This is a genomic window from Yersinia sp. 2541 StPb PI (assembly GCF_052217145.1).
In the GTDB taxonomy this organism is placed as follows: Bacteria; Pseudomonadota; Gammaproteobacteria; order Enterobacterales; family Enterobacteriaceae; genus Yersinia; species Yersinia enterocolitica_E.
In genome coordinates, this window is record NZ_JAZGQB010000001.1 from 1,596,812 (window position 1) to 1,623,446 (window position 26,635).

Sequence of the window (26,635 nt, forward strand, 5' to 3'; positions counted from 1 at the left end):
AGTAAATACTGTATTAATATACAGCACTGGCGAGTGGCAGACAACGCTGTTTTACACGGATTGAGGCGAGAAAACGACTATTACTGATTTTTTAACGTCAATAAAATAACCGCAGGTGATTAATTGTGGGAGTCACTGGCGGTTATTTTATGTGTGGGTGCTTATCTGATTGTTTATACAAGTGATTTATTTTTCCAACTACAACTGAGCACCGGTGTTTATCTAGATGGGGGCTAGTTTATTTCCAGCCAGCGAGCATCAACCACCACACCCAGTATCTTACAGTTGCCATTGAGTTCGATTAATCGATAGGAGGGATTCAATGGTTTCAAATACTTAACACCAGCATCAACAATGAGTTTCTTAAATGTTGCTTCGTTATCATCAGTCAGTTTGGCAATAACAAAATTACCGGGTAGCGGCTCTTTTTCCGGGTCAACCAGAATAATCATTCCTTCAGGAAAACTGATCCCTGAAGGCGATGTCATGGAGTCTCCTTTAACGCTGAGCCAAAAAGCGTTGTCATGGGCATTTTTGGTCGATTCCGGCCAGATTTCAATATCACGCAGCGTATAAGGCTCTATTGCCTCATACCAGTTACCTGCACTTATCCAACTGATTAACGGATAGCTGTTAGCAACTGATCCGGCCGGTTTATCATTTAGCCCATTACGCGCCGAGATCGATAAACTTTCGGCCATTTTCGCCAATTCTTTCGCCAGAGAAGGGCTAAAGCTGCTGATTGGTTCATTGAGTATTTTGGCAAAAGCAGCGGCGTTGGTCACATTGAGCGGATTTATGCCGTTAAGGAATTGGTTTACGGCACTTTGCCCAACCCCTAATTCGTGCGCGACAGACTCTTGGGATATACCCAGTACTTTTTTCTTGGCATTAAACAGCTCTTTCAGCCGCTTAGCGTCGTCTAACTGTTCTGGCGTCAATGGCTTCTTTTTCATCAGTCAATTTTATTACCGTTAGCAATAATATCCAATCATCTGCGGTGTTGACTATAAAATCACTTGCGGTAATAATCAATCAAAATATATCAGGGAAACGTATGAGATCGTTCTGGCACGCATCACTGCTATCCAGATATGTAGCATAGGTTGTTCCTGTTTATCACAAGAAGACGGCGGCCAGACTTACGGTGGTTTCCGTTGTTGAGCAATCGATAGGCTGAGGTGTCATCACGGTGCCCTGCCTTTTGTGGAGTAATTATTTATGAGTTCAATAAACGGTACACAAACCGGAAGCCACAGTCAGCAGAACCAAAACATGAGAGATATTCAATTAGTCCTGGCGCGCTGGGGAGTATGGGCAAGATATAGCTCCGGGCTGGATTATTCATCTATCGCTGCGGGCTTTAAGGGGTTATTGCCTGATACGTCTAAGAGTAAAGCCTCCTGTTGTGATGATGACGGTCTGGTTGTCGATGGTTGCGTTGCTCGATTAAAACAATACCGGCCAGATGAATATGAATTGATCATCCGTCACTATGTGCTTAATCAATCCAAGCGAGCAATTGCTCGTCAGCAGAAAAGAGATGAAAAACTGGTGCGAATTAATATGCAAATGGCGGAAGGCTTTGTTGATGGCTGCCTGGCAATGTTGAATGTGAAATTAACTATGGACCCTTTAATAGAGAATTTACATATTTATGAAGAAACACTCACGCGGTCCGCAAAAAGTGTATTAGTCTGACATTACTGGTTAGTTTGTTACGCAATTATCATAATTTAAAATCTCGCTTTGGTGAGGTTTTTTGTTTTTTAGTTGATGTGTATTTAATTAAAAATAAATCTATTTTTTATAAAAAAACACTAACGCGGTCCGCAAAAAGTATATTAGTCTGATATCACTGGTTCGTTACATACTGATTAAGAAAGAGGAAAGCCCCGCATGGTTGGGGCTTTCCTCTTTCTGTTAGTCATACGCGCAAGTGTATCGGCTTGGGAGGTATTAAATGAGTGAACAAAATCCACTGCCGTATTGGTGGGCAGGATCGCTTGCTCTATTTTCAGCGCTGAGTTTACAGGATTACATCTTTATTCTGGGTACTATTATTAGCGTAATATTTACCATCAAAACTTATTACGTTAATTTACGGGAAAAGGACGCAATAATTAAAGAAGAGCAGAGACGAACAGAAATTCTACGGGATTTTTTGCGTAATAAAACAGTGGCCGATATTCCAGCCGCAATTGCGGTATGTAATGACGCGCTACACAAAATGGAGAGCTGACATGACGCCTTCACTGCGTAAGAAAGTTTTGGGTGCCGCAGCCGGTGGAGCAGTAGCCATTGCCGGAACATTGCTGGGTGGGCACGATGGTTTTGAAGGACGTAAGTACATCGCCTACAACGACGTAGTGGGCGTCATGACGCTGTGTGATGGTCACACTGGTAACGACATTATCCAGGGAAAACTGTATAGCGATCAACAGTGTGATGCGTTATTACAGCAGGATTTACTGGTGGTGAAAAAGTCGGTCGATGATGCGATACAGGTACCTGTGGGAGATTACACCCGCGCAGCGCTCTATTCATTTACCTATAACGTCGGTAAAACCGCATTTATCCACTCAACCTTATTAAAGAAACTCAATAGCGGAAATATAACCGGCGCATGCGGGGAGTTGCGGCGCTGGATTATGGCGGGTGGCCAGCGCTGGCAGGGTTTGGTTAATCGGCGTGAGATTGAACATGAACTTTGTCTGACACCGAACCTGACGGCAATGAAAGCGAAAGCCAGGGAGGGCAAATGAATAGGCGTGTCATCACCACGGTGTTGCTCGCGATATTACTCATGGGGCTGATGGCCAATACCTATCGCTTGAGTGCCAAACAAGTGCAGGAGCATGCGGAGTTACAGGCTGAACGAGTTGTTAATCAAACATTGGATAACACCATCGCTGCCTATCAGTTAAACGATGCGGCTAATCGGGCTGCCGTTGCACGGCAGTTGGAAAATGAAAGGGTACTGCGACATGAAACTGAGGATCGTCTCAAGCGTTTTGTGGCGGCAACCGCAACTGACAACTGCGCTGTCAGCCGTATGCCTGAGCCTGGCATTAGTATCTTGCGTGAATAAGCCGGCCCTTCAGGTGGTGAAATCCCCCTTATTACTGCCACCTGAGTCGGCGATGACCCAGTGTGAAATCCCGGAATTTGTTGGTTCCACATGGGGTGACAGTAGTTTATATGCGTTGGCACTCAAGCGAGAGTTACGCCTCTGTAAAGGACGGCTTGATGAGGTCATTCGTTGGCGTAATAACCAAATCGATAATCCACTACCGCCGTGAGACGACAAGCTTATCCCCGAACGGGGCAACCATTTACCAGGAGAATAACTATGACCGGTAGTAATGTCAGATATCTCATTTTTTATCAGGTGAGCCTATGAATGCTGCACTAATCAGGCAACTGGCCGCTGCCGCATTATTGGGCAAAACAGATGCGGAAGGTCGTATCTATTCAACTGATGCATGGCCGGTAACCACTTATCCAGCCATTTTGTTACAGACACCACTTGAAGTAAAAGAGTCTATTGGCCGCAATGTACCGCAGTTTAATACCATGACCACCTTACGCATTAGCGGACATATCCAACTAAGTGAGGCAGTAAATCGAGTCACGGAAGCGGCATCGGCACTTGAGCGTTTGTGTGAACAGATTCAACGGGCAGTGATTAACAGTTATGAACTGACTCGCCAGATTCATCAATTTGCCAAAGTGCGTACCACGATGGGTATCGATACCAGCAGCGAGCAACATTTTGCTGAAGTGAAAATAGAACTCGATCTTGAGTATTACCAAGGGCCGGAAGACTTCTTCCCAGTAGAAACCACGCCACTGACAGGTATCGACATTGCGATTGATATGCCTGATGGCACCACAGACCCGCTGATCGCCATCACCCTTTCGGAGTAACCCTATGTTTGTAAAACCGATGACTGGCCGCGCAGTGCGTGACCCGGTCAAGGGCACCTTTTTGCCTGAATCTGGCGCAGAGGTTCCTGATAACCCATTTTGGCACCGTCGTATTCAAGACGGTGATGTGGTGCAGGTTACGGTAAAAACAGCGAAACCTGCATTTTAAGTGTTAACAACGGAGAGTAAAAAATTATGACAATTCCTTTCACTAATATCCCGAGTAATCTGCGTACGCCACTGTTCTTTGCCGAGTTTGATAATTCCCAAGCTAACACAGCGAGCACCCCTCAACGGACTTTGATTATCGGGCAAACCCTGGCGGAAAGCACTTTGCCCGTCAATGTGCCGCTGCTGGTTTCATCTGTCGCCACCGTTGCCGGTTTGTGTGGTGCAGGTTCAATGCTACATGGGCAAATGGCAGCATATCTGGCCAATGACAGCGCTGGCGAAATCTATCTTCTACCATTGCGCGACTCTGAAGCTATGGTTGCTGCCATCGGTAAAATTACCGTGACGACCCCGGCATCAGCAACCGGTGTTATCTCACTGTATATCGCCGGTATTCGTGTACAAACCACGGTAGTGCCGACTGATGATGCCAATACCATCGCTCTGGCGCTGGCAGCGGCAATCGAGAGTAAACCTGAATTACCGGTAACGGTTGCCCATACTGGTGATGGCGTATCGGAAGGCGCTGTTGTGGTGCTAACAGCCAAAAACAAAGGAGCACATGGCAACAATATCGATCTGCGTTTGAACTATTTGGGGAGTGCCGGTGGAGAGACCACTCCGGAGAGTCTGGTGTTGTCGATCACCCCGATGGCAGGCGGTGCAGGCGCGCCTGAACTGGCAAGTGGCCTGGCAAACTTACAAGATCGTACCTTCGATTTCATTATCAACCCTTACACGGATACCGCGTCATTGGATGCCATCAAGGCATTCCTTTCTGATAGCACCGGGCGCTGGAGCTATAGTCAGCAACTGTATGGTCACAGCTTTGCCGCTCACTCCGGCACCTATGGTCAACTGACTGCGGCCGGTGAACTGCGTAATGACCAACATGCCTCATTGCTCGGGATCCATAACTCGCCGACACCGGCTTACCTCTGGTCAGCCGCGTATGTTGGTGCTATTGCACAAAGCTTGCGTAATGATCCCGGCCGCCCACTGCAAACGTTGGCAGTAAGTGGTGTATTGGCAGCGCCCCTTTCTAGCCGTTTTACCCTGACTGAGCGGAATAACTTGCTGCATAGCGGTATTTCAACCGTGACGGTGGCGGACGACGGGACAGTTCAAATCGAAAATATCATTACGACTTATCAGACCAACAAATACGGTGCTGCGGATGATAGTTATTTGCAAATTGAGACCTTGTTCTTATTGATGTTTGTCACGCGCTACCTACGAACTCAGGTGACCTCGAAGTTTGCTCGCATGAAGTTGGCTGCCGATGGTACCCGTTTTGCACCAGGCTCGGCCATCATCACGCCAAATATCATCCGTGCCGAGCTGATTGCTCAGTATCAGACCCTAGAATTTAATGGCTATGTTCAGGATGCCAAAGGTTTCGCCCGTGGCCTGATAGTTGAGAAAAATGCCAGTAATCCAAATCGTGTTGATGTGTTGTGGACCGGTGTGCTGATTAATCAGTTGCGTATCTTTGCGGTTCTCAATCAATTCCGTCTGCAAGCGGCTGTTTAACCCTTAGCCATTTAATGCACTAACAAAATAGGAAATAAATTATGAGCGATACTTCAAACCGCCTGGCAGGTACGGCTTATGTCACCGTTGATGGCATTACTATTATGGTGGCCGGTCAGTTCAAATACAGCCCTTCAAAGGTAAAACGTGAAACCGTCATGGGCATGGATGGGGTACATGGCTATAAAGAAACCGTGGTGGCACCGTCCATTTCCTGCACTATCCGTGACAGCGGCGGGGTCTCTATCAGTGATTTTAACGACCAGACCAATGTCAATATTGTCTGCGAATTGGCGAACGGCAAAACCATTATTGGTAGCGGCATGTGGTCGGTGAGCACGTTGGTGGTTGACAGCACTGAAGGCACGGTTGATGTGAGCTGGGAAGGCGGTTCGGTGACGGAGAATTGATATGACTGTACTGGAGCGCAGTAAAACTATTTCACTGGTGAAAGCCATTCAACACGACGCAACCAAGACCACCTACGAGGTGGTCGAGCTTAGTGAACCGACACTGTTGCAAGTACAGCAATTCTACGATGAGCAAACCAAGTCAGGTTCGCTCAGCGGTATGGGATTGCTGATTGCCTTGGTCTCAGGGGTGCCGCGTGAGGCTATCAAGAAAATGGCTTTTACCGACTATAAAGCCTGTGAGGTTTATATGATGGGTTTTTTAGCCTACTCCCCAACAGGGGGCGATGGCGCGAAATAATCGCTGACGTCACTTACTATTATAGCTGGGGGCCGGGCGATGCCTGGTCCCTGACCTACAGTAGCTTAATGTGGTGGTGCCAGCAGGCCGGGCGGATTAATAAAATTAAGGCTGGCAAAAATGGCTAATAAATACAATATGAATACGGTTTCTCCATTATCTAAAATACCACCTCAAATATTCAGTAACTATAAATTAGCTGGTGGTGGAAACACAATTATTGCTGTTGGAACTGCGGGAGTGGAATGGCTTAATAATGGTGCTGATGAGGCCCGTAAAATAAATACAGCGGCGAGGAACGTTAATGCACCTATTGATCAATTTAGTCAAATAAGTGGCGCTATGCGTATTCGAGGTGTTGAACAAATGGCTGCGATAAAATCAACTGAGCAGCTCTACAGCAATTTGAATAATATGCTATGGGGCCATAATGTTCAGGGGCTGGCGCAGCTACATGAGTATGGGTTTGACATTATCAGTAATGAAAATGGCACGGTTGATGCTACAGCAACAATAGCTAAAATTGCCGAGGATTTTCCACAAATGGCACCCCAAGTACAAAGTAAACTGACGAATGCTCTGAAAATAGACGGTAATACTATTGAGTTGCTGCGAGAGGGGGCGCAACTAAAAGATTTGCTGGCTAAATCTACTCTATTTGGCCTAACTATTGATCCTGAGCTTAATATACAATTGACAGAGTTAGACCAGAACACCGATGAGTTAAGTGCTGCTTGGGATGGTCTGAAAGATAAGCTATCTAACATCGGATACGAAATTCTTGTCTCTGATGGCTCAGTGGCTGATGGCATTGGTGGTTTAACTGACACGCTGACTTATGGTCCAGATAATTTTGCCATAATGCGTACTTTAGGGGTAATCAGTGGTAATGATTCGGCGAAAATGCGATGGGCATATAATAATACAGATTTTAAAAAACAACTTAATTGGTATGAAATAACCATGCTTAATAGCGGTCTTATGACTGATGGATTTCGTAAGAAATATCAGGATCATATTAAGCCCAATGATGCAGAGAAAATAAATTATCAGACTGAAAGTGCGGGTGATATTTCCGGACGCCGGCCAATTAAAATTGAGTCCACTCCATTAACCGATCTTTTTAATCTGGGATCCGGGGTTGAAGTTGAAACTCAAACACAAACGCAGAACACCTGGAGCAACAATCGCATAACTGAATTCGGTGCTGAAGATCCCTATTCCCTTAGCCCCTCATCTTCTCTTGTACCAGATAATAATATAGGCAGCATCCCTACAGCTGAATCACCTTTTTATACTGACTCAGTGGGGGGCTTTAACGTTAATGCTATTGCTGATGTTATCGCTACCGCGATGCAGAACAATCGGGTGCAGATTGAATTGACGTTAATCGACAGTCGAAGCGGTGAAAGCTTAGTGATCCCAACTCAGGGAGGCAGCAGAATAGCTCACGCCATGCAGATGTAATTCCCTATTAATATCCGTAAAAATTAACCAATCAGCATATCGATATAACCCGCTCCGGCGGGTTTTTTATTTCCTAATGTCTACTACTGGACAGGAGAACGAAATGTCACTTATCAATAACGCACTATCAGCGCTCTTGGGAGGAAGCGACGACAGTTGGCAATGGTCGGAACACCTCCATCAAGCCTCCTTTCGGGGAGTGCCCTTCGTGGTCCTGAATAGCAAGGGCAGTTTTGGTCGTCGTCAGGCAGTGCACACTTACCCTTATCGCGATACCAGCTATATCGAGGATTTGGGGCGCAGTACGCGGAACATTGTTTTAACTGGATTTTTGGTACAAAACAGCCAGATCTATGCCGCACCTGATGTAATGACTCAGCGCGATTCATTGATCGCAGCTTGTGAAATGGCCGGGCCAGGGACATTGGTCCACCCAACCTTGGGTGAGATGACTGTCAGCATCGCTGACACGGGGCTGAAAATTGATGAAGGTGTTGGCAGCGAGCGGGTATTCGCGTTCAGCTTAACCGTTATCGAATCCGGCTTACGTGCCTTTGCCATCACCGGTATGGCTGAAATGAGCGCGTCTGCGCACTCCTCTTGGCTGGGATTGAGCGCCAAAGCAGTCGCTGGTTTTATCTCAACGGTAAAAGGAGAGATGCGCTCGGCCACTCAGGTAATAAAAACCTTGAAAAGTACGGCGGAATTTTGGAGCCGAATGGTAACGAATACTGCCAATGAGGCCAGTAATCTGGGTAACGCACTGCGCTCAACCTTTGGCCGAAACCGTTATGGCCGCTTTAACCACGGTACTGTCGGTGGCAGCAGTTCGGGCGTGACGGAAGCTGTGAACCAGCAAAGTGATACCACCAACTTACCCATGTTAGTGGCGCAACGGCTGGCGTTTATCGTCGAAGGGCGAGCGGCAATCAGTGCTGCCGTGAATGAGTTACTTGCGACTAACAGTGTTGAGGGGCATGCCGACAAGTTACTCACTCTGGTTAACACGCTGCTAAATGGTGGTTTTAGCACACTGGATGTTATCCGCATGATGGAAAGCCTGACAGCGGCTCACTACGACGCCTTCCGAGCCAATAGCAGTGATATCGCAATTGCTGACGCCAGCCATCATTTAATGATGACTTTATGCGCCGGAGGGATGGCTATCGCGGCGGCGCAGTATCAACCGGAAAGTTATGACGATGCTGTCGCTGTACTTGGCAGGGTCAGTAAGGTGATTGATAGCTCAGCACTGGCCGCCGCCGATCGCGGCAATGATGAAACCTACCGTGCACTGATGCAAATGCGCGAATCTATCGTGGCGCTATTGCAACAGTCCGGGGCGAATTTATCTCGCATCAACGAGGTTAGTTTTAACCGCTCACTACCCGCGCTGATGCTGGCGAATCGGTTATATCAGGATGCGCTACGTGGTGATGCACTAGTGAAAATGGCGAATCCGATTCATCCGGCATTTATGCCAATTCGATTTAGGGCATTGAATCTATGAATAATAAAATGCCAAGTGATGACTTAACACTGGAGGTAGGTGGCAGAGCGATCACCGGTTGGAGCAAAGTTCAGGTCACGCGGAGCATTGAAAAATTACCCAGTAGCTTTGAGTTATCGCTGATGGATCGTTATCCCGCCAGTGGAGGGCAGCAGTGGATTAACCCTGGTGCTCCTTGCGTGGTTAAGTTGGGTAATGATGCTGTGTTAAATGGCTATATTGACAGTTGGGATTGCGCTATTGCGGCCACAACACATCAAGTCAGTGCCTCGGGGCGCAGTAAGTGCCAGGATCTGGTGGATTGCTCTGCTGAATGGACAAACAGCGTGATTAGTCAGTCCACGGTGTTACAGATTGCGCAAAAACTGGCCGAACCTTACGGCATCGAAGTGACCTCTGATATTACCGATATGACCATTGTGCCGAAATTCACTCTGAATTGGGGGGAAACGGCGCAAGCGGTGATTGATCACGTCACGCGCTCTGCTGCATTGCTCTATTACGACCAGCCGGATGGCAACTTATATCTGACCCGCGCTGGAACGCATAAAGCTGCAAGTGGTGTGGCACAGGGCATCAATATTCTTAGTGCCAATCTTCATACCGATATCAATCAACGCTTTGTTGATTACATCGGCGTGGTGCTCTCTTCCAATGCCGCAGCCAGGCATTCTGCCTCGGGTGGGGATAACACCTCGGTGCGAGCTACCACGCGAGACACACTATTGGCCGAACAATTTCCGGCCCGCCATCGTAACCGGGTCATTATCGTCGAAAGTACCGTGAACTCGCCACATTTGCTGAAAGATTGCATCGAATGGGAAATGAACCGCCGCTCTGGTCGCGCCAACGTCTTGACAGTGCAAGTTGACAGTTGGCGCGATCGCGATGGCCGGCTATGGGAAGTTAATACATTGATTCCCATTACTATTCCAGCATTTGGGCTTAATGATGAGCTGTGGCTACTCTCGGAAGTGGTTTATGCCAAAGATGAGAAAGGGACGACGAGCAAAATGACCCTGATGCCACCTGCTGCCTTCACATTCCAGCCTTACAACATTAAGTGACATAGGGGCTAACTATGAATGACCTAACCGGGCAAATTTCGACCCTGTACCGGCAGATAAAAATGCTGTTGGGACTCGGGCGAGTGAGTGCCGTTGACGACAGTGACGGGATACAAACTGTGCAGTATCAAACCCAACTGGAAGTCCACTCTGATACCCCCAGGCTGGCTGAGTTTGGTTTTTCATCGGGATTGCCCGCTGGCAGTGACGTGGTTATCGGTTTTCTGGGCGGGGACCGATCCAACGGCCTGATCATCGCCTCCAACCATCCGGCTTATCGCCATTCAGGACTAACAGCCGGAGAAACGGTGATTTATTCCCAGTGGGGGCAATTTATCAAACTGACGGAAAGTGGGGTAATCATTGAGGCTAACAATCAGCCGGTGACAATCAATAATGCTACCGCGGTGACGGTAAACGCATCGGTAAAAGTAAGGCTGAATACGCCGTTACTCGAGGTTAGCGGCGATATTGTTGATAACGCAGACAGCAATAACATCACGCTGAAAACCTTACGTGACGCCTATAACAGCCACAACCATCAACTCAAAAATGTACAGTCGGGCAGCGCGACCCTTACCAGTGAGACGCCCGCTAAGGTGGTGCAATGACAACAGATATTAAAACGGTTTGGGATGTCGATGCCTCATTGGGGGATTGGCAGACAGGTCGCGGGGGAGTGCTGGATGGCGATGATTTGCATACCGCTATTTTACTGAGTTTGTTTACTGACCGTCTGGCGCGAATTGATGATGCTATTGATGGCGATGATCGCCGCGGCTGGTGGGGGGACAGCGGGGCGCTATCAGCTATTGGTTCGCGGTTGTGGTTATTGCGGCGGGAAAAACTTACCACTCAGGTTGCGATCAAAGCCGAGGACTACGCGGCAGAAGCATTGGCGTGGCTGACCGAGGATAGTGTTGTGGCGGCCATAAACACCCGGGCACAAATAATTTACCCCAATACATTGCTGTTGATTATTGCTTACCAACAACCGGGTAAAGCCCAATCTTCAGTGAAATTTTCATGGGTATGGGAGGAGTAATTCATGCCATTTAATCGACCCACGTTAAGTGAATTGCGACAACGCAATCAGTCTTATATTCAATCGGAACTGAAAACCGGCGGCAACTTACTGCGTTTCTCCAATATTGGCGTTATCAGTGACGCAGATGCGGGGATGGCACACCTGCACTATGGCTATCTGGATTATATCGCCCAGCAAGCCACGCCATACCATGCCACCGACGAGTACCTTGCGGCTTGGGCGGCACTGAAAGACGTGTTTCGTAAAGCAGCAAATCCGGCTACTGCGACTGACGTTCGCTTTAGTGGGATAGCCGGACGAACTATTCCTGCTGGCCGCTTGCTTAATCGGGCCGACGGCTATCAGTATCGGCTTGATAATGAAGTGAAGATTTCTCCAGATGGCCACGTCCTGGGAGCTATTACTGCCATTTTACCCCGTCCATTAGAGGATGCGACTGGCGGCGGTAGCCGGGGTAACAGTGCGGCTGACACCCTGCTGACGCTAGATATTGCTATTGATGGTGTTCAGGCCACCGCCACGGCACTGAGTAAAATTTCCGGCGGTGCGGATATTGAATCTGAGGATGCATTTCGTTCCCGTATGCTATTGGCTTACCAGAATATCCCGCAAGGTGGTAATGATACCGACTATCAATCTTGGGCATTAAGGGTACCGGGAGTGACCCGTTGTTGGGTAAAACGGCGGCTGATGGGGGCAGGGACTGTCGGGGTTTATATTATGTGCGATGACAACGACCACGACGGTTTTCCGCAAGGTAGCGACGGTATTTCATCTCTGGAATCATGGGGTGCGGTAAAAGCCACTGGTGATCAACAGCGGGTGGCAGATAATATTTATCCACAGCAACCGATCATCGCGCTGGTCTATGTTTGTGCGCCAGTTGCACAACCCATTGATTTTATTATTAGTGGGATATCGCATGCCGACAGTGCTACCACGACCGCCATCAATGCCGCTATCGATGAGGTGTTTTTCAGCGAAGGTGAACCCGGTGGCAAAATCTTGTGGTCATCACTATTACTGGCAATTGGTGAGATCCCGGGAACCGGGGGCTTTATTATGCAATCTCCGGCGGCCAATATTGAGTTACAAACTGGCAAACTCCCCATTAGGGGTACGGTGAGCTACCTATGAGTCGCTACTCTGTCAGTGAATATACCACCGCTTTGCAAGCATTAATGCCGATGGGATTAGTCTGGCCACGGCGACCGGATGGTGTGCAGACTGATGTCTTGCGGGCGCTGGCGAATGCGTATCAGCGTAGCGATGAAGATGCGCAAGATTTGCTGTCTGCGGCATTCCCGGCAACGGCGACGGCTATGTTACCTGAGTGGGAAGCCACTGTGGGGCTACCGGATCTATGTGCCATTGGTGAAGTAGACAGCATGATCCAGCGCCAGCGGGCAGTGGTGTCGAAATTGTTTGGCATCGGCGGCCAGTCTGCGGCCTATTTTATCCGTGTGGCCAAGGCATTGGGTTACTCCATTGCTATCACCCAATACCGACAAGCATGCGCAGGTATGTCGGTATGTCGTGATGCATTGAACGGTGACGAGTGGCCATTCACGTGGTTGATTACTGCACCCGAAACCACGCTTCATTATGCTCAATGTGGCCTCACTTATTGCAATGATCCGCTGCGGTCATGGGGAAATAAACAACTTGAATGCCGGTTTGCGGTGTTAAATCCGTCTCATAGCATTCTGAAGTTTGGCTACGTTAGCTAACTAATCAATTTCTATTAATTTAAAACGCCTTAATTGGTGAGGTATTACTATGCAAAAAATTGGAGATATTCCTAATTCACGCGCCGACAATAATGGCGAATTTACCGACGGCAATGTCGCCGGCGGCGTTCCCCCAACGATATTACCGGCTGAATGGTTTAACACCTTACAGCGGGAATTAATGAGTGTTCTTTCTGCCGCGAATATTGATGCTGACAGTGAGAAGTTTGATCAGGTGGCGACTGCTGTCTCTAAATTAATTACTGATGGTGGATTTTTAAAAACAGCCAATAACCTTGTGGAAATTAAAAATGCGGGGGCGGCAGCCGTTGCAAGTACTCTCTTAAACCTTGGTTTGGGAGATGCAGCTAAATTAGGTGTTGCGACTAACGCACAAATGACAGCCGGTACTGCGTCAAATCTACTGCCAAGTGTTGCGGCGGTCATGAATCTATTCAACAAACGGGCTTTCACCGCGAATGACTATATTCGAATCCCTGATGTTCCTCGCGGACTAATTGTACAATGGGGGCTGGTAACTTCAGGGGACAGCGGTGATGCCCCATGGATTTACCCGACGCCGTTCCCAAATACACGACTGGGCGTGTGGGGGATATTTCACCGTCTTGGCGTCGCAGGTACGGATTTTCCGACTATCTCGTTCAACAACATTTCAGACCCCACGCCGAAGACTCTGACAAATTTTCACTTGCGCGCTAATAGCGTAGCGGGTGCCTTTTCAGCATTTGTATTCGCAATAGGAAACTAAGATGACTACTGCTTATTTTTCAACATCATTGAAATCATTCATTCCTACAACATGGAAAGAGGATGGAACTTACACCGAGGATTCGTGGCCTGTTGATGCAGTTTTGGCGACAGACGAGGAAGTCGCGATGTTCTGGAAACAGACGCCGCCAAAGGGGAAAATGCTAGGCGTCATAGCTGGACGTTCTGAGTGGGTAGATGTACCACCGTCGCCAGCCCTTACAGCGGATGAACTGGCAGCAAAGGCTCGCAGTTATCGCGATGCTTTTATTATTGCGACCGACCCGATGATGGTCAGTGATTATTGTATCGACGATACCCCACTAACCCAAGCCCAACGTACCGAGCTAACAGCAATCCGCTCTGATTATCGTGCATGGCCAACAAGGGAAAACTGGCCGTTGATTGATTTACCAGAACTGCCACAATGGCTTTTAATTGAAGCTGTCAATCAAGGTTATCGAGTACCTGATTGGCCGGTCGTAAAATAGTGCCAGTGCTCTAAGCCGGGCTTAATAGCCCGGCCTATTCATATTGACTCTACTGAGTAACAGCTATGAGTTCAGTTCTCAGCCACAACTGGCTCGTTAGCGACCCCATTTCATGTTAAATTCGCTATCTTGGGCCATTGCGTTGCATAAGTGCCTTGATTACAGGCGAATCACGGGAATCTAGGTATCAGTATGTTTACATATAAAGAAATATCAGCGCTGAACGAACTGGAATTGATCGTTTATAATTACATCATAAAAAACACTGATAAAGTGATGTATATGACCATCAGAGAACTGGCTGATGCAGCGGGTGTTTCTACTACCACGGTTTTACGATTCTGCAAAAAAATGAATTGTGATGGTTATTCTGAATTCCGGGTGCGGTTTAAATTATATGTAGAGCATGACGAAAAACCACCGGTTAGTTTTGGTATCAGTGAGATAATTAGCTATTTTAAAAGTATTAATAATAGCGAGTTTGATGACTTATTGGATATGGCTGCGGCACAAATAGCCGCCACGCGCCGAATTATTTTTGTGGGTATAGGAACCTCTGGGGCGTTAGGGAAATACAGCGCGCGTTTCTTCTCGAATATTGGCAAGTTTAGTACTTATATTGACGATCCCTATTATCCTATCAACAGCGATATGTATCAGGATGCTATTGCTATCATATTTTCCGTCTCGGGTGAAACCGAAGAGATTATCCGTATTGCTAATCAGTTCAGTTTACATAATTGTAAAATAATCAGCCTGACAAACAGTGATAACTCAACGCTGGCCAAAATGGCCGACCTTAATATCTCCTATCATATGCCACCTATTGTATTGGAAGGGCATTATAATATTACCACTCAAATTCCAGTATTATATATAATAGAAACTATTGGTAAAAAACTCCCGCAATTAATTAATAAAAAAGCACCATAAAACACTGTGTTTTTTGAGTGTAACATATTCCGATTCACGATTTTTGTTATATCGTGACTTCGCTTTTCTTTTTGCTAGAATCCAATCTCAATCGGCTACGAATATTAATAATAAGCCAATAACGCTCTGTTTATCTTACGCTCAGTACCCGCGACAGGAGATTAATAATGGCAATAGATTACGCACTGACCGCTCAGGAAATTATCCAATATATTGGCGGTGATAATAATGTGATTAATGTCACACATTGTGCGACCCGTTTACGGTTTATATTGAAAGACAATAAAATTGTCGACAAAGAACGTTTAAATCGTGTTAAAGGGGTCATCACCGTTATTGAAGCGGGTGGGCAAATGCAAGTGGTGATCGGTAATCATGTCGGCGATGCTTATAAACATGTCATCAGCTTGATTAATGTCGATGAAAGTGCCCCGGTTGCTGCACCCAAGGTCGGTATTGTTAGCCGTTTGATGGATATTATCTCCAGCATCTTCGCCCCATTCCTTTACCCGTTAGCCGCCTGCGGTATTTTACAGGGGATTATTTCATTTCTTGCCGCCATTGGCTGGATGGATGCGGCGAGCGGCACCTACCGTATTCTGAATTTTGTTTCCTGGACCGGTTTTACCTTCCTACCCGTGCTGGTGGCCTTTACCGCTGCCAAAAAATTTAATGTTAATCCTTTCACCGCAGTCATTACCGCTTGTGCCCTGATCAGTCCTGATTATATGAATATGCTGACGGCCAATAAAATTACTACGCTGAATTCGGCCGATCCAGCCGTTCAGCAGCTAATGCAAGAAGCACTGAATAATCCGCAAGTGGCCCATATTTTAAACACTATCGCTGGTATTCCCTTATCATCGCCAACCTTGGATTTCTTCGGTATTCCCGTGCAATACCTGAGCTATACCGCCTCGGTTATTCCGATTATTTTGATGGTATGGGCCATGTCTTACGTGCAGCGCTTCTTTGAGCGGATCCTGCCAATGGTGGTGCGCAATCTATTCACCCCAATGTTCTGTATTGCCATCATGGTGCCACTAACGTTATTGGTGTTCGGCCCGGTGGGTAATCTGATCGGCGGTGCGATTGGTGGTGTTTATAACTCTCTTTATAACCTTAGCCCGGCAGTGGCTGGGTTTATGGTCGGCGCTTTCTGGCAGCCGCTGGTCACACTGGGTGTGCATTGGGGGATCACGCCTGTTACCGTTGGTAACTATGCGACGCTGGGTTATGACACCTTTACTGGCTTACAAGCTTCCGCTGTCTTTGCCATGGCGGGCACCATGTTTGGCGTTTACTTAAAAACCCGCAATAGTGAGATGAAGGGTATTTCACTGTCGGCCGGTATCACCGCGTTGTTCGGTATTACCGAACCGGCAATTTATGGTGTGGCACTACGCCTAAAAAAACCGTTCTTATGCAGTTGTGCTGCTGGCGGAATTGGCGGTGCTATCGCAGGGGCATCTAATGCGGTGTCATGGAGTTACTGCTTACCGGGTATTGCGGTATTACCGGTCTTTTTCAAAGAGGGCCATATGGCGCAGTTCCTTGGTTTCTTGCTGTCGATCACGGTAGCGTTCGTGTTGGGCGCACTTTTCACTTGGTTGGTTGGGTTTACTGATGAGCCTGAAAGTGTGCAACAGCAAAACAGCGCTAAAGCATCTGGCGCGCCGATTACTCAGGCGCAAATGAATCGGGGTTAACCGTTTAAATATTCAGGTGGGCCATCCCGCCATTGATTTTCATTTCAAGGGCCTACAGTTGCCCACAGTATTAAGGGAGAAAATAATGTGCCACAAACAATTACCGAAAGATTTCTTATGGGGCGGCGCAGTTGCAGCACACCAGGTTGAAGGCGGCTGGGATAAAGACGGCAAGGGTGTGAGTATCGCCGATGTATTGTCGGGTGGTGCGCATGGAATTGACCGGGTGATGACTGATGGCGTACAGGACGGCTACCGTTATCCTAACCATGAAGCGGTTGATTTTTATGGCCATTACAAACAAGACATTGCGCTGTTTGCTGAGATGGGCTTCAAATGTTTCCGTACTTCTATTGCCTGGACGCGTATCTTCCCGAATGGCGATGAGCAGCAACCCAATGAGGCCGGGTTACAATTTTACGATGATATGTTTGATGAGTTACTGAAACACGGTATCGAACCGGTCATTACTTTATCTCATTTCGAAATGCCCTGGCATCTGGTGAAAGAATACGGTGGTTGGAAAAACCGTCAGGTGGTCGATTTCTTCGTGAAGTTCAGTGAAGTGGTGATGGCGCGTTATAAAAGCAAAGTTAAATACTGGATGACCTTTAACGAGATCAATAATCAGCGCAACTGGAAGTATCCGTTATTTGGTTATTGCTGTTCGGGCGTAGTGTTTACTGAGCAAGAAAATCCAGAGGAAACGCTGTACCAAGTGCTGCATCATCAGTTTGTTGCCAGTGCTAAGGTCGTCAAGCTTGGTCATGCCATTAATCCTGAGTTCAAAATTGGTTGTATGGTGGCGATGGTGCCGTTGTATCCATTCTCCTGCCATCCTGATGACATGATGTATTCAGTAGAAGCTATGCGTGAGCGTTATCTGTTTGGTGACGTCCATATGCGCGGTTACTATCCTTCCTATATTCTAAATGAGTGGGAACGTCGCGGATTCACCATCAAAATGGAAGAGGGTGATCTTGATACTCTGCGTGATGGCTGTGCTGATTATATGGGGCTGAGTTATTACATGAGTAATGCCGTTTCTGCTACTAACCCTGGCAGCGGTAATTCACTTTCTGGCTTTGAAGGCAGCGTGCCAAATCCACACGTTAAAGCGTCAGACTGGGGATGGCAGATTGACCCTGTCGGCTTACGTTATTCACTGAGCGTATTGTACGAGCGCTATCAAAAGCCGCTGTTTATTGTTGAAAATGGTTTTGGCGCGATCGACAAAGTGGCTGCCGACGGTATGGTCCACGATGATTACCGCATTGCTTACCTCAAAGCCCACATTGAGCAAATGAAAAAAGCGGTATTTGAAGATGGTGTTGATTTAATGGGCTATACCCCATGGGGCTGTATTGATTGTGTATCATTCACTACGGGTGAATATAGCAAACGTTATGGCTTTATCTACGTGGATAAAAATGATGATGGCACTGGTACTATGGCGCGTTCACGCAAATTAAGTTTTGACTGGTATAAGCAAGTGATTGCCAGCAATGGTGAAGTGCTCTAAACCCGCGATAACCCCGTAATGTTGGAAAGGCTGATTATAATTTTGGCCTTTCCATTAATTTCCCCTCGCCCCATTTTACCCATCACTTCAGGTGAACAAACGCAGTTTGTTACATTTCTGGTTGATTAAAAAATATATTTAAATTCAGTTAATTAGAGCTTATTCCTCCTGTCTGTAGGATGTGGCTGACATATCCTTAAAAAAAGCTGGGTTATTCTCTTACCCTAAGCGATAACATCATTCTTTGCATGGGATATTCGTCAGGGTTAATTCAGTTTTTTTGTGTAAAAAGGATTAGAAATGAAAGGGCAGTTATTAGTTGCAGCGCTGTTGGCCGCCAGTTTTTCAGTCTGTGCGGCGGAACATGCTCATTGGGGATATGAAGGTCAGGAAGATCCTGCCCATTGGGGAAAGCTCTCACCGGATTTCTCACTGTGCGAAACAGGTAAAAATCAGTCGCCGGTTAATATTCACGGAGCATTGAAAACCCATCACAGTCAACTCGAGTTGGCTTTCCAACCAGGTAAACAGCAAATCGTGAATAACGGCCATACGATTCAGGTGAATGTCAGCACTGGCAATACCCTGAAACTGGACGGCGATACTTTCACATTACAGCAATTCCATTTCCATACCCCAAGTGAAAATGAGATTGATGGCAAACAGTTTCCGTTAGAAGCTCATTTTGTTTATAAAGATAAAGATGGGGCACTGGCTGTGCTCGCACTCATGTTCCAGCAGGGGGATGCAAATCCACAACTGGCACAGGCTTGGCAGCAAATGCCAACGGCGATTGACCAAATGGCGATATTAAATAAGCCTCTTGATATCAAAGCATTGCTACCCAAAAAGTTTGATTTTTATCGCTTTAGTGGCTCACTAACCACACCACCTTGCTCTGAAGGTGTCAGTTGGATGGTGCTTGAGCAGCCTGCGAGCGCTTCTGCTGAACAAATTAATCAATTCCGCTCTGTGGTTCATCATACGAATAATCGCCCTGTACAGCCACTTAATGGCCGAGTCATTATCGATTAAAACTACGTATGAGTCGCACTATCCTGTCTTCTGGCAGGTAGTGCGCGTGGCTTTTTGCCGTCTGGTTATTTTACACCATAGCCACATCAGTCAAATCCCACAAACAAAAAAACCAACCCTAACGGATTGGTTTTCTTGAGGTATTTTGGTCGGCATGAGAGGATTTGAACCTCCGACCCCCGACACCCCATGACGGTGCGCTACCAAGCTGCGCTACATGCCGATGCTATGACGGTTATACTACATTTTACCGTTATTAATGCAAGACTTGGCAAAACGTTCGCTTGTTTTTTGAGCGCACCAATGCCTGTTTTTAGAGCTAGTTCGCAATAAAACGTTTTATATCCGTCAACACTTGCAGCAGTAATGGAAGCTGAGGCTTTTCATTTTTGATTTCATTGCCTTGCTCATCATAGGCGCGGTATTCACCGTTATTATCTAATACAACGGTTTGTGTTGGCGTAGTAATAACTAACATGCCATTGTCACCGGTTGCCACCCAGTTATTATTGCGCTGTGCGGCGAATAAATCTTCCCCTTGCGAATAATCCTCAGGCGCTGTTTTGACGTGTAACAAACGTTGCATTAGCGTTGTCATGATATCTTCATGGTTGGTCAGTTTATTCACGGCCTGCGCTGGCGTGCCTGGCCAATGAACCACTAATGGCACTTGCAGTTGTTGGCGATTAAAGCTGCTGCTTGCACCCCAGGTATCATTGCCGCTGTCATTAAATTCAACACCATGGGCTGCAGTAATAATAACTACGGTTTTATCGAGCTGACCGCGCTGTTTCAGTGTATCCAGAATAGTCGCAATCTGTTGATCTACATCTTTTGCGCCTGCCTGGTAGTGACGGATAAAGTCAGTCGGTAACGCAACCTTCTGCCCGATTACCGGGTCTTGTGCTTCAACTGCCCCGTTGAGGTTAATGTATGAGAACCATGGTGCATTATTGTTGAGCGTGGACAGCCATTGCTGCCACTGTGCCGTGGTTTCGCTATCCGGTTGCACTGCGGGAGTTGGTAATGTGAAATCAGCTAACAGTGCCTGGCGGTAGAGTGGTGACTCAAAACCATCGGATGAGAACAGACCAAACTGATAACCCTGCGCGCTTAATGCTGTAACAAACGCTGAGGGTTCGCGCGCGGAGAGAATACCGTCTAAATAAGTAGGCGAAATGCCATAAAACAGGCCAAATAAGCCCGTATCCTGACGGTTGCCTGAACTGTAGTGGCTGTCAAACTGAATGTTGGAACGGCCAAATTCGGCCAGGGTAGGCATGTCTTTTTGCAGGCTACTGGCACGAATACCATCAACCACAATAAGCAACAAATTATAACCACTGCCTTTATCGCTGAAGGTAATTGGGTTGAGTGGATATTCAACCGCCAGTGCATCTGGATTACCTTGTTCCACCAGGCGACGCTGATATTCCTGCTGATCGAGCAGGCCGTGTTTCTCAAGGAACTTACGGGCGGTCATCGGGTAAGAGAGTGGCAGGTTTGCGCGTTGCATACTGATTGGGCGATAAAAATTGGCATCGGCCCAAATATAAATCAGATGAGAGGCAAAGAACGCAGAAATAAACACCGCCACCAACGGCTTAACAAAGCGTTGCCGGTTAAGGCTGCGTAGTTTTTGCCAGGCCCAAGTGCCGAAAAGCATCTCGACCAGGAAAATGACAGGCACGGCAATAAACATTAATTGCCAATCACGCGCCAGCTCGGTCTGGTCTGGGTTAACCACCAATTCCCATACCACCGAGTTAAGGTGTAAATGGAAACGGGTGAAAACTTCGGTATCAACCAACAGCAGAGTCAGGCCGGCAGTGGCAAAGGCGGCGGAAAGGAAACGGAGTAGTCGCTGCGACATCACCACAAAGGTGAGTGGGAAGATCACCAACAAATAAGCAGCAAAAACGATAAAACTAAAGTGCCCGAGCCAACTGACGAGGGCATAGATACGGCCAACCAGCGATGAGGGCCAATCGGAGACAAACAGATAGCGGCTACCCAGCACCAGGCTAAACAGGATATTAAACAGGGCGAACCAGTGCCCCCAGCTGATCATCTGGGAGACTTTTTCACGATAGCGCTGACGATTTGTCACCATATTGAGATTGCAGTCTTGGCCGATAAATTAATGAGCTTTATCTTCACTTATCGAAGCTTGAAGAGCTTCAGCGAAAGAACGTGCCAATACTTTGCGCTGCGCTGGGGCCACGCTAGTATTGATCAAATTTGTTACCATATTCCCCAACACCATCAAAGAAAGATTGGTGGGAGTACGGTTTTTTTCCATTACGCTGACCAATTCTGACAGCAGTTTTTCGACTTGTTCGTCGCTATAACGGGATGATTGTGCCATAAAAAGTGTGCTCAATACCTGACAAAGTCCCACATCTTACCGTATAGAGACACGCTTTTCCGCTATTTTATAGCATTAAGAATCATTAGCCATTAATTGAGGGGCGCGAATGCTTTAGGGTTGCAGCTCTCAGGCATCAGTGATTGAATACGCCCCTAGCCAAAAGGAGTATTTATCATGAGTCTGGATATTGACCAGATAGCCTTACATCAGCTTATCAAGCGTGATGAACAAACGCTTGATGTGGTGTTGCGCGATTCTCTGTTACCTGCCAATGCTGTAGTTGAAGAAATGATGGCCGAACTGCATCGTGTTTACAGCGCCAAAAGCAAAGCTTACGGGCTGTTTAATGAGCAGAGCGAGCTGGCTGAAGCGCTGAAACGAAGCCGTAAGGGTGATGAAGACTTCCTCAGTTTTAGCCGTGCTGCCACCGGGCGTTTACGTGATGAGTTAGCCAAATATCCGTTTGCCGAAGGCGGTGTGGTGCTGTTTTGCCAATATCGTTATCTGGCGGTGGAGTATCTGCTTATCTCGGTACTGAGCAGTTGTAATAGTATGCGAGTGAATGAGCAACTTGATCTCAGTACCACTCATTATCTCGATATTAACCGTGCTGATATTGTCGCCCGTATCGATTTAACCGAATGGGAAAATAATCCAGAATCCACGCGTTACCTTACGTTCTTGAAAGGGCGGGTAGGGCGCAAAGTGTCCGACTTCTTTATGGATTTCCTCTCTGCAGCAGAGGGGCTGGACACCAAAGCACAAAATCGGGGCTTATTACAGGCGGTTGATGATTACTGCGCGGATGCTGAACTTGGCAAAAATGAGCGCCAGGCATACCGTCAGCAGGTTTATAGCTATTGTAATGAGCAGTTACAAGCCGGTGAAGAGATTGCGTTGCAGGCGCTTTCTCAAGAGCTACCAACGCTGGGTGAGAAAGATTTTCAGCAATTCTCGGCTGAACAGGGTTATGCGTTAGAAGAGAGTTTCCCAGCAGATCGCGGTACTTTGCGCCAGTTAACCAAATTTGCTGGCAGTGGGGGGGGGGTGAGTATCAATTTTGATGCATTGTTGCTGGGTGAGCGTATTTTTTGGGATGCCGCGACAGATACGTTGACTATTAAAGGCACTCCACCCAATCTGCGTGATCAGTTACAGCGTAATTCAGGCAAAAAGTAACGGTTACCACCGTGACGATAGCCAATAAAAAACGCCGCATAAGCGGCGTTTTTTATTTCGGCGTCCCGAATATCGAAAGCGACGCGATTAAACGCGAACGAAGTCGATATGAGTCAGTTTTGGCTTGAAAGCGTGACGCTGAACAGCCTGTACTTTAACTTTGGTTTCTTTACCGTCAACAACCAGAGTCAGTACGGAATCATAAAAGCCCGGTTTCAATTCAAGGTTCTTGGTGGTGTCATGGTCAAGAGCAATAGAGATAGCTGCTTCAGAACCACCGTAAATGATTGCCGGAAATTTATTTGCTGCACGCAGGCGGCGGCTCGCACCCTTACCCTGGTCGTTACGTACTTCTACATTGATAGTGGTCATTTTGTTTTCTCTTAAAGAAAATTTACCCTGCTACAGGCGACCCAGCAACAGGTTCGATACTCGGCTTTGATTGGGTAAACCCAGAGCAAAGCGGGCGGCATTCTAGCGAAATATCGACCAGACAGCAAATAAAACTGCGAAAATCTCAGGCTAAATGCGGCTCAGGCAAGGGAGTCAGCCCGCCGGAAACGGCCCTGATAATCAAATATCTTTTCTCTAATTTGCCACCATTGCCCACGACGGCGGGCCACGACAAAATCGGGATAACGTAACAGGGCTTGTTGCGCGATGATATCGGCCGCCGTTTGCCATTTCAGCGCCACACCGGGTGCCCGTTGGTGTGGACGCAGGAAAATTTGTTCAAATGCCATACGTTGCGCGGCGGTGGTTAAGCGAAAACGTTCGCTGGTATTAGTGCCGTCTTCGTCGTAGTAGGTGATTTTCAGCCACTCACCCTTTGCGTCATGGCCCGTCTCCAGACTCATACCGCCACAACGCAGCACCAGGGCATCTTTTAATTTTAACGCGGCTTTCAGCATATCATCGGGATCGACCAGAACCTCCTGGCACTGGTGACAACGGCGGGCGGCAATGTCATTTTCCGCCCCACAATGCGGGCAGCACTTAAAGCGAAAGCGATAATCACATTGCGCCCGCACGCCTTGTTGGTCCTCAAACCACCCCTGACAGCGGCGACCATAGTGTTCAATAATGTCACCCGACTCGGTACATTTTCCCCAGAAGATATTGGCAAAGCCGCAATCTGGGCAAAATACCTGAACCGGCTGACTGCCACTATGCGGCTTGCTGGTACCCACTTCAGGGGTAAAAAGGTCATGGGGATTGCCAGCGTAATCCAGAATCAGGCAATCTTCTTTACCCGGTGATAACCGCAAACCTCGGCCGACTATCTGTTGATACAAACTGACCGATTCCGTGGGGCGAAGAATGGCAATCAGATCAACATGGGGGGCATCAAAGCCAGTGGTTAACACCGCCACATTAACCAAATAGCGCAGTTGCTGCTGCTTAAAGGCAGTGATTAACGTATCGCGCTCATTAGGCGGGGTAGTGGCGCTCACCAGTGCAGCCTCGTCTTTTGGCAGCAAGCCATACACCTCTTTGGCATGTTCAACTGTCGCGGCAAAAATCATTACCCCGCGACGTTGAGCGGCATATTCAATTATCTGGTTAACAATATGCGGAGTAATTCGTTGCTGCTGCTTAAGTTCACGGTCTAAATCTGCTTCTCGGAACAGGCCGCTACTGTTGCTGGTCAGGCGACTGAAATCATACTGTACCACGGGCATATCCAACCGCTCTGGGGGGACCAGAAAACCGTGCTTGATCATGTAGCGCAAGGGTAATTCATAAATACAATCGCGAAAAAGGGACTTTTCATCACCACGGGTAATACCGTGATAATGGAATTGATAAATCCAGCCTTTTCCCAATCGGTAAGGTGTGGCGGTCAATCCCAGCAAGCGCAGTCGGGGGTTGGTGGTACGTAAATGCTGAATAATTTGCTGATACTGGCTGTCATCGTCATCACTGATACGATGGCATTCATCAATAATCAGTAGTGAAAAGGCACTATCAAACAGGGGCAGGTTTCGTGCCACTGACTGCACACTGCCAAACACTACTTTTCCTGCGCTTTGGCGTTGCTGCAAGCCAGCGGCGAAAATATCAGCCTCTAAATCGTAGGCGCAATATTTGGCGTGATTCTGTGCTACCAACTCTTTGACATGAGCCAGCACCAGAACGCGCCCGCGAGCCAGTTTCGCCAATTCGGCGATCACCAGACTTTTGCCTGCCCCGGTGGGTAGAACAATCAACGCAGGCTCACTGTGGCGGCGAAAATGGGCAAGAGTGGCATCGACAGCCTCTTGCTGATAGGGGCGCAGTGTAAATGCCATTAGTGCACCAGCCCGATGGTTTTCAACCCATTCTCCCCGCAACCCTTTTCCGCGCGTATGCGTGACATTTCTCTCTCTTTATAATGAAAAACTTTTGACTATTATGCCTGTCGGAGGCTGTTGGCGCGAGGCCCCAAGTTAGCACTGATGGGGTGGCGTGATAGACGCGGCGCACTCTGGGGGTAAGTTGTTTCTCAATAACAACTTTTTACGTAACTGTTCCTAGGATGATATGGCAACCGCCGCTATACTGATGAATCTGGTAGGCAGCAAATGATTTTCTCCCAACTGCTTCATTCATTTCACACCGTATCATGAGCATCCTGCTGTCGTTGGCGGGTGTGATTGCGGGTATCGTGCCCGTCAGCGGTACGACAAGACAACAGGCAAAGTAGATTCAATGCGATTGGACAAGTTTTTATCTCAGCAATTAGGTGTCAGCCGGGCGTTAGTCGCGCGCGAGCTGCGGGCAAAACGAGTCACTATTGATGGCGAAGTGGTCAAAAGTGGTGCGATTAAGCTGACATCGGAACAAGACGTGAGATTTGATGGCAACCCATTACAACAAACCGTTGGCCCACGTTATTTCATGCTGAACAAACCGCAGGGTTATGTGTGTTCGACAGAAGACCCAGATCACCCGACCGTGCTGTATTTCCTTGATGAGCCAGTGGCATACAAACTCCATGCCGCCGGGCGTTTGGACATCGATACCACCGGATTGGTACTGATGACCGACGATGGTCAGTGGTCGCATCGGATCACCTCACCGCGCCATCATTGTGAAAAGACCTATCTGGTGACGCTGGAACACCCATTGGCTGATGATACCGCGCAACAATTTACTGATGGTGTACAGTTGCATAATGAAAAATCTCTCACCAAACCGGCTCAACTTGAGGTTATAGAGCCTCAGTTGGTGCGTTTAACCCTCAGTGAAGGGCGTTATCATCAGGTAAAACGGATGTTCGCGGCGGTGGGAAATCGGGTTATAGAGCTGCATCGTGAGCGAATTGGCGACATTAAACTTGATGACGATTTGGCGCCAGGCGAGTACCGCCCGTTAACCACAGAAGAGATTGCCAGTGTCGGCGCGCCTCATCTGTAATTGATTTTCTATTACAGCGCGGGCTGTCTTGCCGTTGATATTACACTAAATAATTCGAGTT

30 protein-coding genes and 1 tRNA gene are annotated in these 26,635 nt (G+C 47.6%); 25 read left to right on the forward strand and 6 right to left on the reverse strand.

What is annotated here, in order from left to right:
• Nucleotides 1–233: 233 nt before the first annotated feature.
• Nucleotides 234–956: a LexA family protein gene (locus V1953_RS07020; RefSeq protein WP_083158325.1), complete on the reverse strand. Its 723-nt coding sequence runs from the start codon at nt 954–956 to the stop codon at nt 234–236.
• A gap of 319 nt (nt 957–1,275) precedes the next feature.
• On the opposite strand from V1953_RS07020, the gene V1953_RS07025 reads away from it, so the two are divergent.
• The 23 genes from V1953_RS07025 to V1953_RS07135 all read left to right on the forward strand — a co-directional run bounded on the left by V1953_RS07025 (nt 1,276) and on the right by V1953_RS07135 (nt 19,625).
• Nucleotides 1,276–1,701, forward strand: coding sequence for an antiterminator Q family protein (locus tag V1953_RS07025; protein WP_372569899.1), 426 nt, complete (start codon nt 1,276–1,278; stop codon nt 1,699–1,701).
• A 262-nt stretch (nt 1,702–1,963) separates the two neighbouring features.
• Nucleotides 1,964–2,242 carry a hypothetical protein gene (locus tag V1953_RS07030; protein WP_083158327.1) on the forward strand — a complete coding sequence of 93 codons (279 nt, stop codon included), beginning with the start codon at nt 1,964–1,966 and terminating at the stop codon, nt 2,240–2,242.
• A 1-nt stretch (nt 2,243) separates the two neighbouring features.
• Nucleotides 2,244–2,765: a lysozyme gene (locus tag V1953_RS07035; protein WP_442850784.1), complete on the forward strand. Its 522-nt coding sequence runs from the start codon at nt 2,244–2,246 to the stop codon at nt 2,763–2,765.
• Nucleotides 2,762–3,091 (forward strand): DUF2570 domain-containing protein, encoded by a 330-nt coding sequence (locus V1953_RS07040; RefSeq protein WP_442850785.1) that lies wholly within the window; start codon nt 2,762–2,764, stop codon nt 3,089–3,091. The genes V1953_RS07035 and V1953_RS07040 overlap by 4 nt, the downstream gene beginning before the upstream one ends.
• Nucleotides 3,084–3,302, forward strand: a complete 219-nt coding sequence (gene lysC, locus V1953_RS07045) for an Rz1-like lysis system protein LysC (RefSeq protein ID WP_083158330.1) — start codon at nt 3,084–3,086, stop codon at nt 3,300–3,302. The genes V1953_RS07040 and lysC overlap by 8 nt, the downstream gene beginning before the upstream one ends.
• Nucleotides 3,303–3,399: 97 nt before the next feature.
• Nucleotides 3,400–3,930: an ATP-binding protein gene (locus tag V1953_RS07050; RefSeq protein WP_442820718.1), complete on the forward strand. Its 531-nt coding sequence runs from the start codon at nt 3,400–3,402 to the stop codon at nt 3,928–3,930.
• Nucleotides 3,931–3,934: 4 nt separating this feature from the next.
• The gene (locus V1953_RS07055; RefSeq protein ID WP_071843434.1) at nt 3,935–4,099 is read left to right on the forward strand and encodes a DUF2635 domain-containing protein; all 165 of its coding nucleotides are present in this window, start codon (nt 3,935–3,937) and stop codon (nt 4,097–4,099) included.
• A gap of 26 nt (nt 4,100–4,125) precedes the next feature.
• Nucleotides 4,126–5,634, forward strand: a complete 1,509-nt coding sequence (locus tag V1953_RS07060) for a phage tail sheath subtilisin-like domain-containing protein (protein ID WP_442850786.1) — start codon at nt 4,126–4,128, stop codon at nt 5,632–5,634.
• Nucleotides 5,635–5,675: 41 nt separating this feature from the next.
• The gene (locus V1953_RS07065) at nt 5,676–6,044 is read left to right on the forward strand and encodes a phage tail tube protein (RefSeq protein WP_042568284.1); all 369 of its coding nucleotides are present in this window, start codon (nt 5,676–5,678) and stop codon (nt 6,042–6,044) included.
• Between the two features lies 1 nt (nt 6,045).
• A complete protein-coding gene (locus V1953_RS07070) occupies nt 6,046–6,345 on the forward strand; it encodes a phage tail assembly protein (protein ID WP_042568283.1) in 300 nt (99 codons plus the stop codon).
• Between the two features lie 120 nt (nt 6,346–6,465).
• A complete protein-coding gene (locus V1953_RS07075) occupies nt 6,466–7,812 on the forward strand; it encodes a chemotaxis protein (protein ID WP_442850787.1) in 1,347 nt (448 codons plus the stop codon).
• A gap of 103 nt (nt 7,813–7,915) precedes the next feature.
• Entirely contained in the window at nt 7,916–9,322 is a 1,407-nt protein-coding gene (locus V1953_RS07080) for a DNA circularization protein (RefSeq protein WP_442820721.1), read from the forward strand.
• A complete protein-coding gene (locus V1953_RS07085) occupies nt 9,319–10,389 on the forward strand; it encodes a phage baseplate assembly protein (RefSeq protein WP_442850788.1) in 1,071 nt (356 codons plus the stop codon). The genes V1953_RS07080 and V1953_RS07085 overlap by 4 nt, the downstream gene beginning before the upstream one ends.
• 14 nt (nt 10,390–10,403) lie before the next feature.
• Nucleotides 10,404–11,000 (forward strand): phage baseplate assembly protein domain-containing protein, encoded by a 597-nt coding sequence (locus tag V1953_RS07090; protein ID WP_083158336.1) that lies wholly within the window; start codon nt 10,404–10,406, stop codon nt 10,998–11,000.
• A complete protein-coding gene (locus V1953_RS07095) occupies nt 10,997–11,434 on the forward strand; it encodes a phage GP46 family protein (RefSeq protein ID WP_083158337.1) in 438 nt (145 codons plus the stop codon). The genes V1953_RS07090 and V1953_RS07095 overlap by 4 nt, the downstream gene beginning before the upstream one ends.
• Before the next feature lie 3 nt (nt 11,435–11,437).
• Entirely contained in the window at nt 11,438–12,574 is a 1,137-nt protein-coding gene (locus V1953_RS07100; RefSeq protein ID WP_442850789.1) for a baseplate J/gp47 family protein, read from the forward strand.
• Nucleotides 12,571–13,167, forward strand: coding sequence for a YmfQ family protein (locus V1953_RS07105; protein WP_083158339.1), 597 nt, complete (start codon nt 12,571–12,573; stop codon nt 13,165–13,167). The genes V1953_RS07100 and V1953_RS07105 overlap by 4 nt, the downstream gene beginning before the upstream one ends.
• Before the next feature lie 49 nt (nt 13,168–13,216).
• A complete protein-coding gene (locus V1953_RS07110; RefSeq protein WP_442850790.1) occupies nt 13,217–13,936 on the forward strand; it encodes a gp53-like domain-containing protein in 720 nt (239 codons plus the stop codon).
• Nucleotide 13,937: 1 nt separating this feature from the next.
• On the forward strand, nt 13,938–14,426 hold the full coding sequence (locus V1953_RS07115) for a phage tail protein (RefSeq protein ID WP_442850791.1): 489 nt from the start codon (nt 13,938–13,940) through the stop codon (nt 14,424–14,426).
• 192 nt (nt 14,427–14,618) lie between these two features.
• Nucleotides 14,619–15,359 carry a MurR/RpiR family transcriptional regulator gene (locus V1953_RS07120; protein WP_083158340.1) on the forward strand — a complete coding sequence of 247 codons (741 nt, stop codon included), beginning with the start codon at nt 14,619–14,621 and terminating at the stop codon, nt 15,357–15,359.
• A 167-nt stretch (nt 15,360–15,526) separates the two neighbouring features.
• Nucleotides 15,527–17,068 (forward strand): PTS transporter subunit EIIC, encoded by a 1,542-nt coding sequence (locus tag V1953_RS07125; protein ID WP_083158341.1) that lies wholly within the window; start codon nt 15,527–15,529, stop codon nt 17,066–17,068.
• An 85-nt stretch (nt 17,069–17,153) separates the two neighbouring features.
• A complete protein-coding gene (locus V1953_RS07130) occupies nt 17,154–18,590 on the forward strand; it encodes a 6-phospho-beta-glucosidase (RefSeq protein WP_442850792.1) in 1,437 nt (478 codons plus the stop codon).
• Nucleotides 18,591–18,890: 300 nt separating this feature from the next.
• Nucleotides 18,891–19,625, forward strand: a complete 735-nt coding sequence (locus V1953_RS07135; protein WP_083158343.1) for a carbonic anhydrase — start codon at nt 18,891–18,893, stop codon at nt 19,623–19,625.
• A gap of 146 nt (nt 19,626–19,771) precedes the next feature.
• Here V1953_RS07135 and V1953_RS07140 read toward each other — a convergent pair.
• The 3 genes from V1953_RS07140 to V1953_RS07150 all read right to left on the reverse strand — a co-directional run bounded on the left by V1953_RS07140 (nt 19,772) and on the right by V1953_RS07150 (nt 21,993).
• Nucleotides 19,772–19,848: transfer RNA gene (locus V1953_RS07140), tRNA-Pro, on the reverse strand.
• A gap of 96 nt (nt 19,849–19,944) precedes the next feature.
• Nucleotides 19,945–21,738: an LPS biosynthesis-modulating metalloenzyme YejM gene (gene yejM, locus V1953_RS07145; protein ID WP_442850793.1), complete on the reverse strand. Its 1,794-nt coding sequence runs from the start codon at nt 21,736–21,738 to the stop codon at nt 19,945–19,947.
• Nucleotides 21,739–21,765: 27 nt separating this feature from the next.
• Entirely contained in the window at nt 21,766–21,993 is a 228-nt protein-coding gene (locus V1953_RS07150; RefSeq protein WP_372559402.1) for a YejL family protein, read from the reverse strand.
• Between the two features lie 177 nt (nt 21,994–22,170).
• Here V1953_RS07150 and yejK point away from each other — a divergent pair, with 177 nt between their 5' ends.
• Nucleotides 22,171–23,175, forward strand: a complete 1,005-nt coding sequence (yejK, locus tag V1953_RS07155) for a nucleoid-associated protein YejK (RefSeq protein WP_442850794.1) — start codon at nt 22,171–22,173, stop codon at nt 23,173–23,175.
• Between the two features lie 87 nt (nt 23,176–23,262).
• Here yejK and rplY read toward each other — a convergent pair whose 3' ends face one another.
• Both rplY and V1953_RS07165 read right to left on the reverse strand, forming a co-directional pair.
• Nucleotides 23,263–23,547 (reverse strand): 50S ribosomal protein L25, encoded by a 285-nt coding sequence (rplY, locus tag V1953_RS07160; protein ID WP_004700538.1) that lies wholly within the window; start codon nt 23,545–23,547, stop codon nt 23,263–23,265.
• Between the two features lie 161 nt (nt 23,548–23,708).
• Nucleotides 23,709–25,466 (reverse strand): DEAD/DEAH box helicase, encoded by a 1,758-nt coding sequence (locus V1953_RS07165; protein ID WP_442850795.1) that lies wholly within the window; start codon nt 25,464–25,466, stop codon nt 23,709–23,711.
• Between the two features lie 400 nt (nt 25,467–25,866).
• On the opposite strand from V1953_RS07165, the gene rsuA reads away from it, so the two are divergent.
• On the forward strand, nt 25,867–26,574 hold the full coding sequence (gene rsuA / locus V1953_RS07170) for a 16S rRNA pseudouridine(516) synthase RsuA (RefSeq protein WP_442850796.1): 708 nt from the start codon (nt 25,867–25,869) through the stop codon (nt 26,572–26,574).
• The last annotated feature ends 61 nt before the right edge of the window (nt 26,575–26,635 follow it).

Excerpts from the sequence above, each read along its gene's own strand:
- V1953_RS07020 (WP_083158325.1), bottom strand. The coding sequence starts at position 956 with ATGAAAAAGAAGCCATTGACGCCAGAACAGTTAGACGACGCTAAGCGG.
- V1953_RS07025 (WP_372569899.1), top strand. The coding sequence starts at position 1,276 with ATGAGAGATATTCAATTAGTCCTGGCGCGCTGGGGAGTATGGGCAAGA.
- V1953_RS07030 (WP_083158327.1), top strand. The coding sequence starts at position 1,964 with ATGAGTGAACAAAATCCACTGCCGTATTGGTGGGCAGGATCGCTTGCT.
- V1953_RS07035 (WP_442850784.1), top strand. The coding sequence starts at position 2,244 with ATGACGCCTTCACTGCGTAAGAAAGTTTTGGGTGCCGCAGCCGGTGGA.
- V1953_RS07040 (WP_442850785.1), top strand. The coding sequence starts at position 2,762 with ATGAATAGGCGTGTCATCACCACGGTGTTGCTCGCGATATTACTCATG.
- V1953_RS07050 (WP_442820718.1), top strand. The coding sequence starts at position 3,400 with ATGAATGCTGCACTAATCAGGCAACTGGCCGCTGCCGCATTATTGGGC.
- V1953_RS07055 (WP_071843434.1), top strand. The coding sequence starts at position 3,935 with ATGTTTGTAAAACCGATGACTGGCCGCGCAGTGCGTGACCCGGTCAAG.
- V1953_RS07060 (WP_442850786.1), top strand. The coding sequence starts at position 4,126 with ATGACAATTCCTTTCACTAATATCCCGAGTAATCTGCGTACGCCACTG.
- V1953_RS07065 (WP_042568284.1), top strand. The coding sequence starts at position 5,676 with ATGAGCGATACTTCAAACCGCCTGGCAGGTACGGCTTATGTCACCGTT.
- V1953_RS07070 (WP_042568283.1), top strand. The coding sequence starts at position 6,046 with ATGACTGTACTGGAGCGCAGTAAAACTATTTCACTGGTGAAAGCCATT.
- V1953_RS07075 (WP_442850787.1), top strand. The coding sequence starts at position 6,466 with ATGGCTAATAAATACAATATGAATACGGTTTCTCCATTATCTAAAATA.
- V1953_RS07080 (WP_442820721.1), top strand. The coding sequence starts at position 7,916 with ATGTCACTTATCAATAACGCACTATCAGCGCTCTTGGGAGGAAGCGAC.
- V1953_RS07085 (WP_442850788.1), top strand. The coding sequence starts at position 9,319 with ATGAATAATAAAATGCCAAGTGATGACTTAACACTGGAGGTAGGTGGC.
- V1953_RS07090 (WP_083158336.1), top strand. The coding sequence starts at position 10,404 with ATGAATGACCTAACCGGGCAAATTTCGACCCTGTACCGGCAGATAAAA.
- V1953_RS07095 (WP_083158337.1), top strand. The coding sequence starts at position 10,997 with ATGACAACAGATATTAAAACGGTTTGGGATGTCGATGCCTCATTGGGG.
- V1953_RS07100 (WP_442850789.1), top strand. The coding sequence starts at position 11,438 with ATGCCATTTAATCGACCCACGTTAAGTGAATTGCGACAACGCAATCAG.
- V1953_RS07105 (WP_083158339.1), top strand. The coding sequence starts at position 12,571 with ATGAGTCGCTACTCTGTCAGTGAATATACCACCGCTTTGCAAGCATTA.
- V1953_RS07110 (WP_442850790.1), top strand. The coding sequence starts at position 13,217 with ATGCAAAAAATTGGAGATATTCCTAATTCACGCGCCGACAATAATGGC.
- V1953_RS07115 (WP_442850791.1), top strand. The coding sequence starts at position 13,938 with ATGACTACTGCTTATTTTTCAACATCATTGAAATCATTCATTCCTACA.
- V1953_RS07120 (WP_083158340.1), top strand. The coding sequence starts at position 14,619 with ATGTTTACATATAAAGAAATATCAGCGCTGAACGAACTGGAATTGATC.
- V1953_RS07125 (WP_083158341.1), top strand. The coding sequence starts at position 15,527 with ATGGCAATAGATTACGCACTGACCGCTCAGGAAATTATCCAATATATT.
- V1953_RS07130 (WP_442850792.1), top strand. The coding sequence starts at position 17,154 with ATGTGCCACAAACAATTACCGAAAGATTTCTTATGGGGCGGCGCAGTT.
- V1953_RS07135 (WP_083158343.1), top strand. The coding sequence starts at position 18,891 with ATGAAAGGGCAGTTATTAGTTGCAGCGCTGTTGGCCGCCAGTTTTTCA.
- yejM (WP_442850793.1), bottom strand. The coding sequence starts at position 21,738 with ATGGTGACAAATCGTCAGCGCTATCGTGAAAAAGTCTCCCAGATGATC.
- V1953_RS07150 (WP_372559402.1), bottom strand. The coding sequence starts at position 21,993 with ATGGCACAATCATCCCGTTATAGCGACGAACAAGTCGAAAAACTGCTG.
- yejK (WP_442850794.1), top strand. The coding sequence starts at position 22,171 with ATGAGTCTGGATATTGACCAGATAGCCTTACATCAGCTTATCAAGCGT.
- rplY (WP_004700538.1), bottom strand. The coding sequence starts at position 23,547 with ATGACCACTATCAATGTAGAAGTACGTAACGACCAGGGTAAGGGTGCG.
- V1953_RS07165 (WP_442850795.1), bottom strand. The coding sequence starts at position 25,466 with ATGGCATTTACACTGCGCCCCTATCAGCAAGAGGCTGTCGATGCCACT.
- rsuA (WP_442850796.1), top strand. The coding sequence starts at position 25,867 with ATGCGATTGGACAAGTTTTTATCTCAGCAATTAGGTGTCAGCCGGGCG.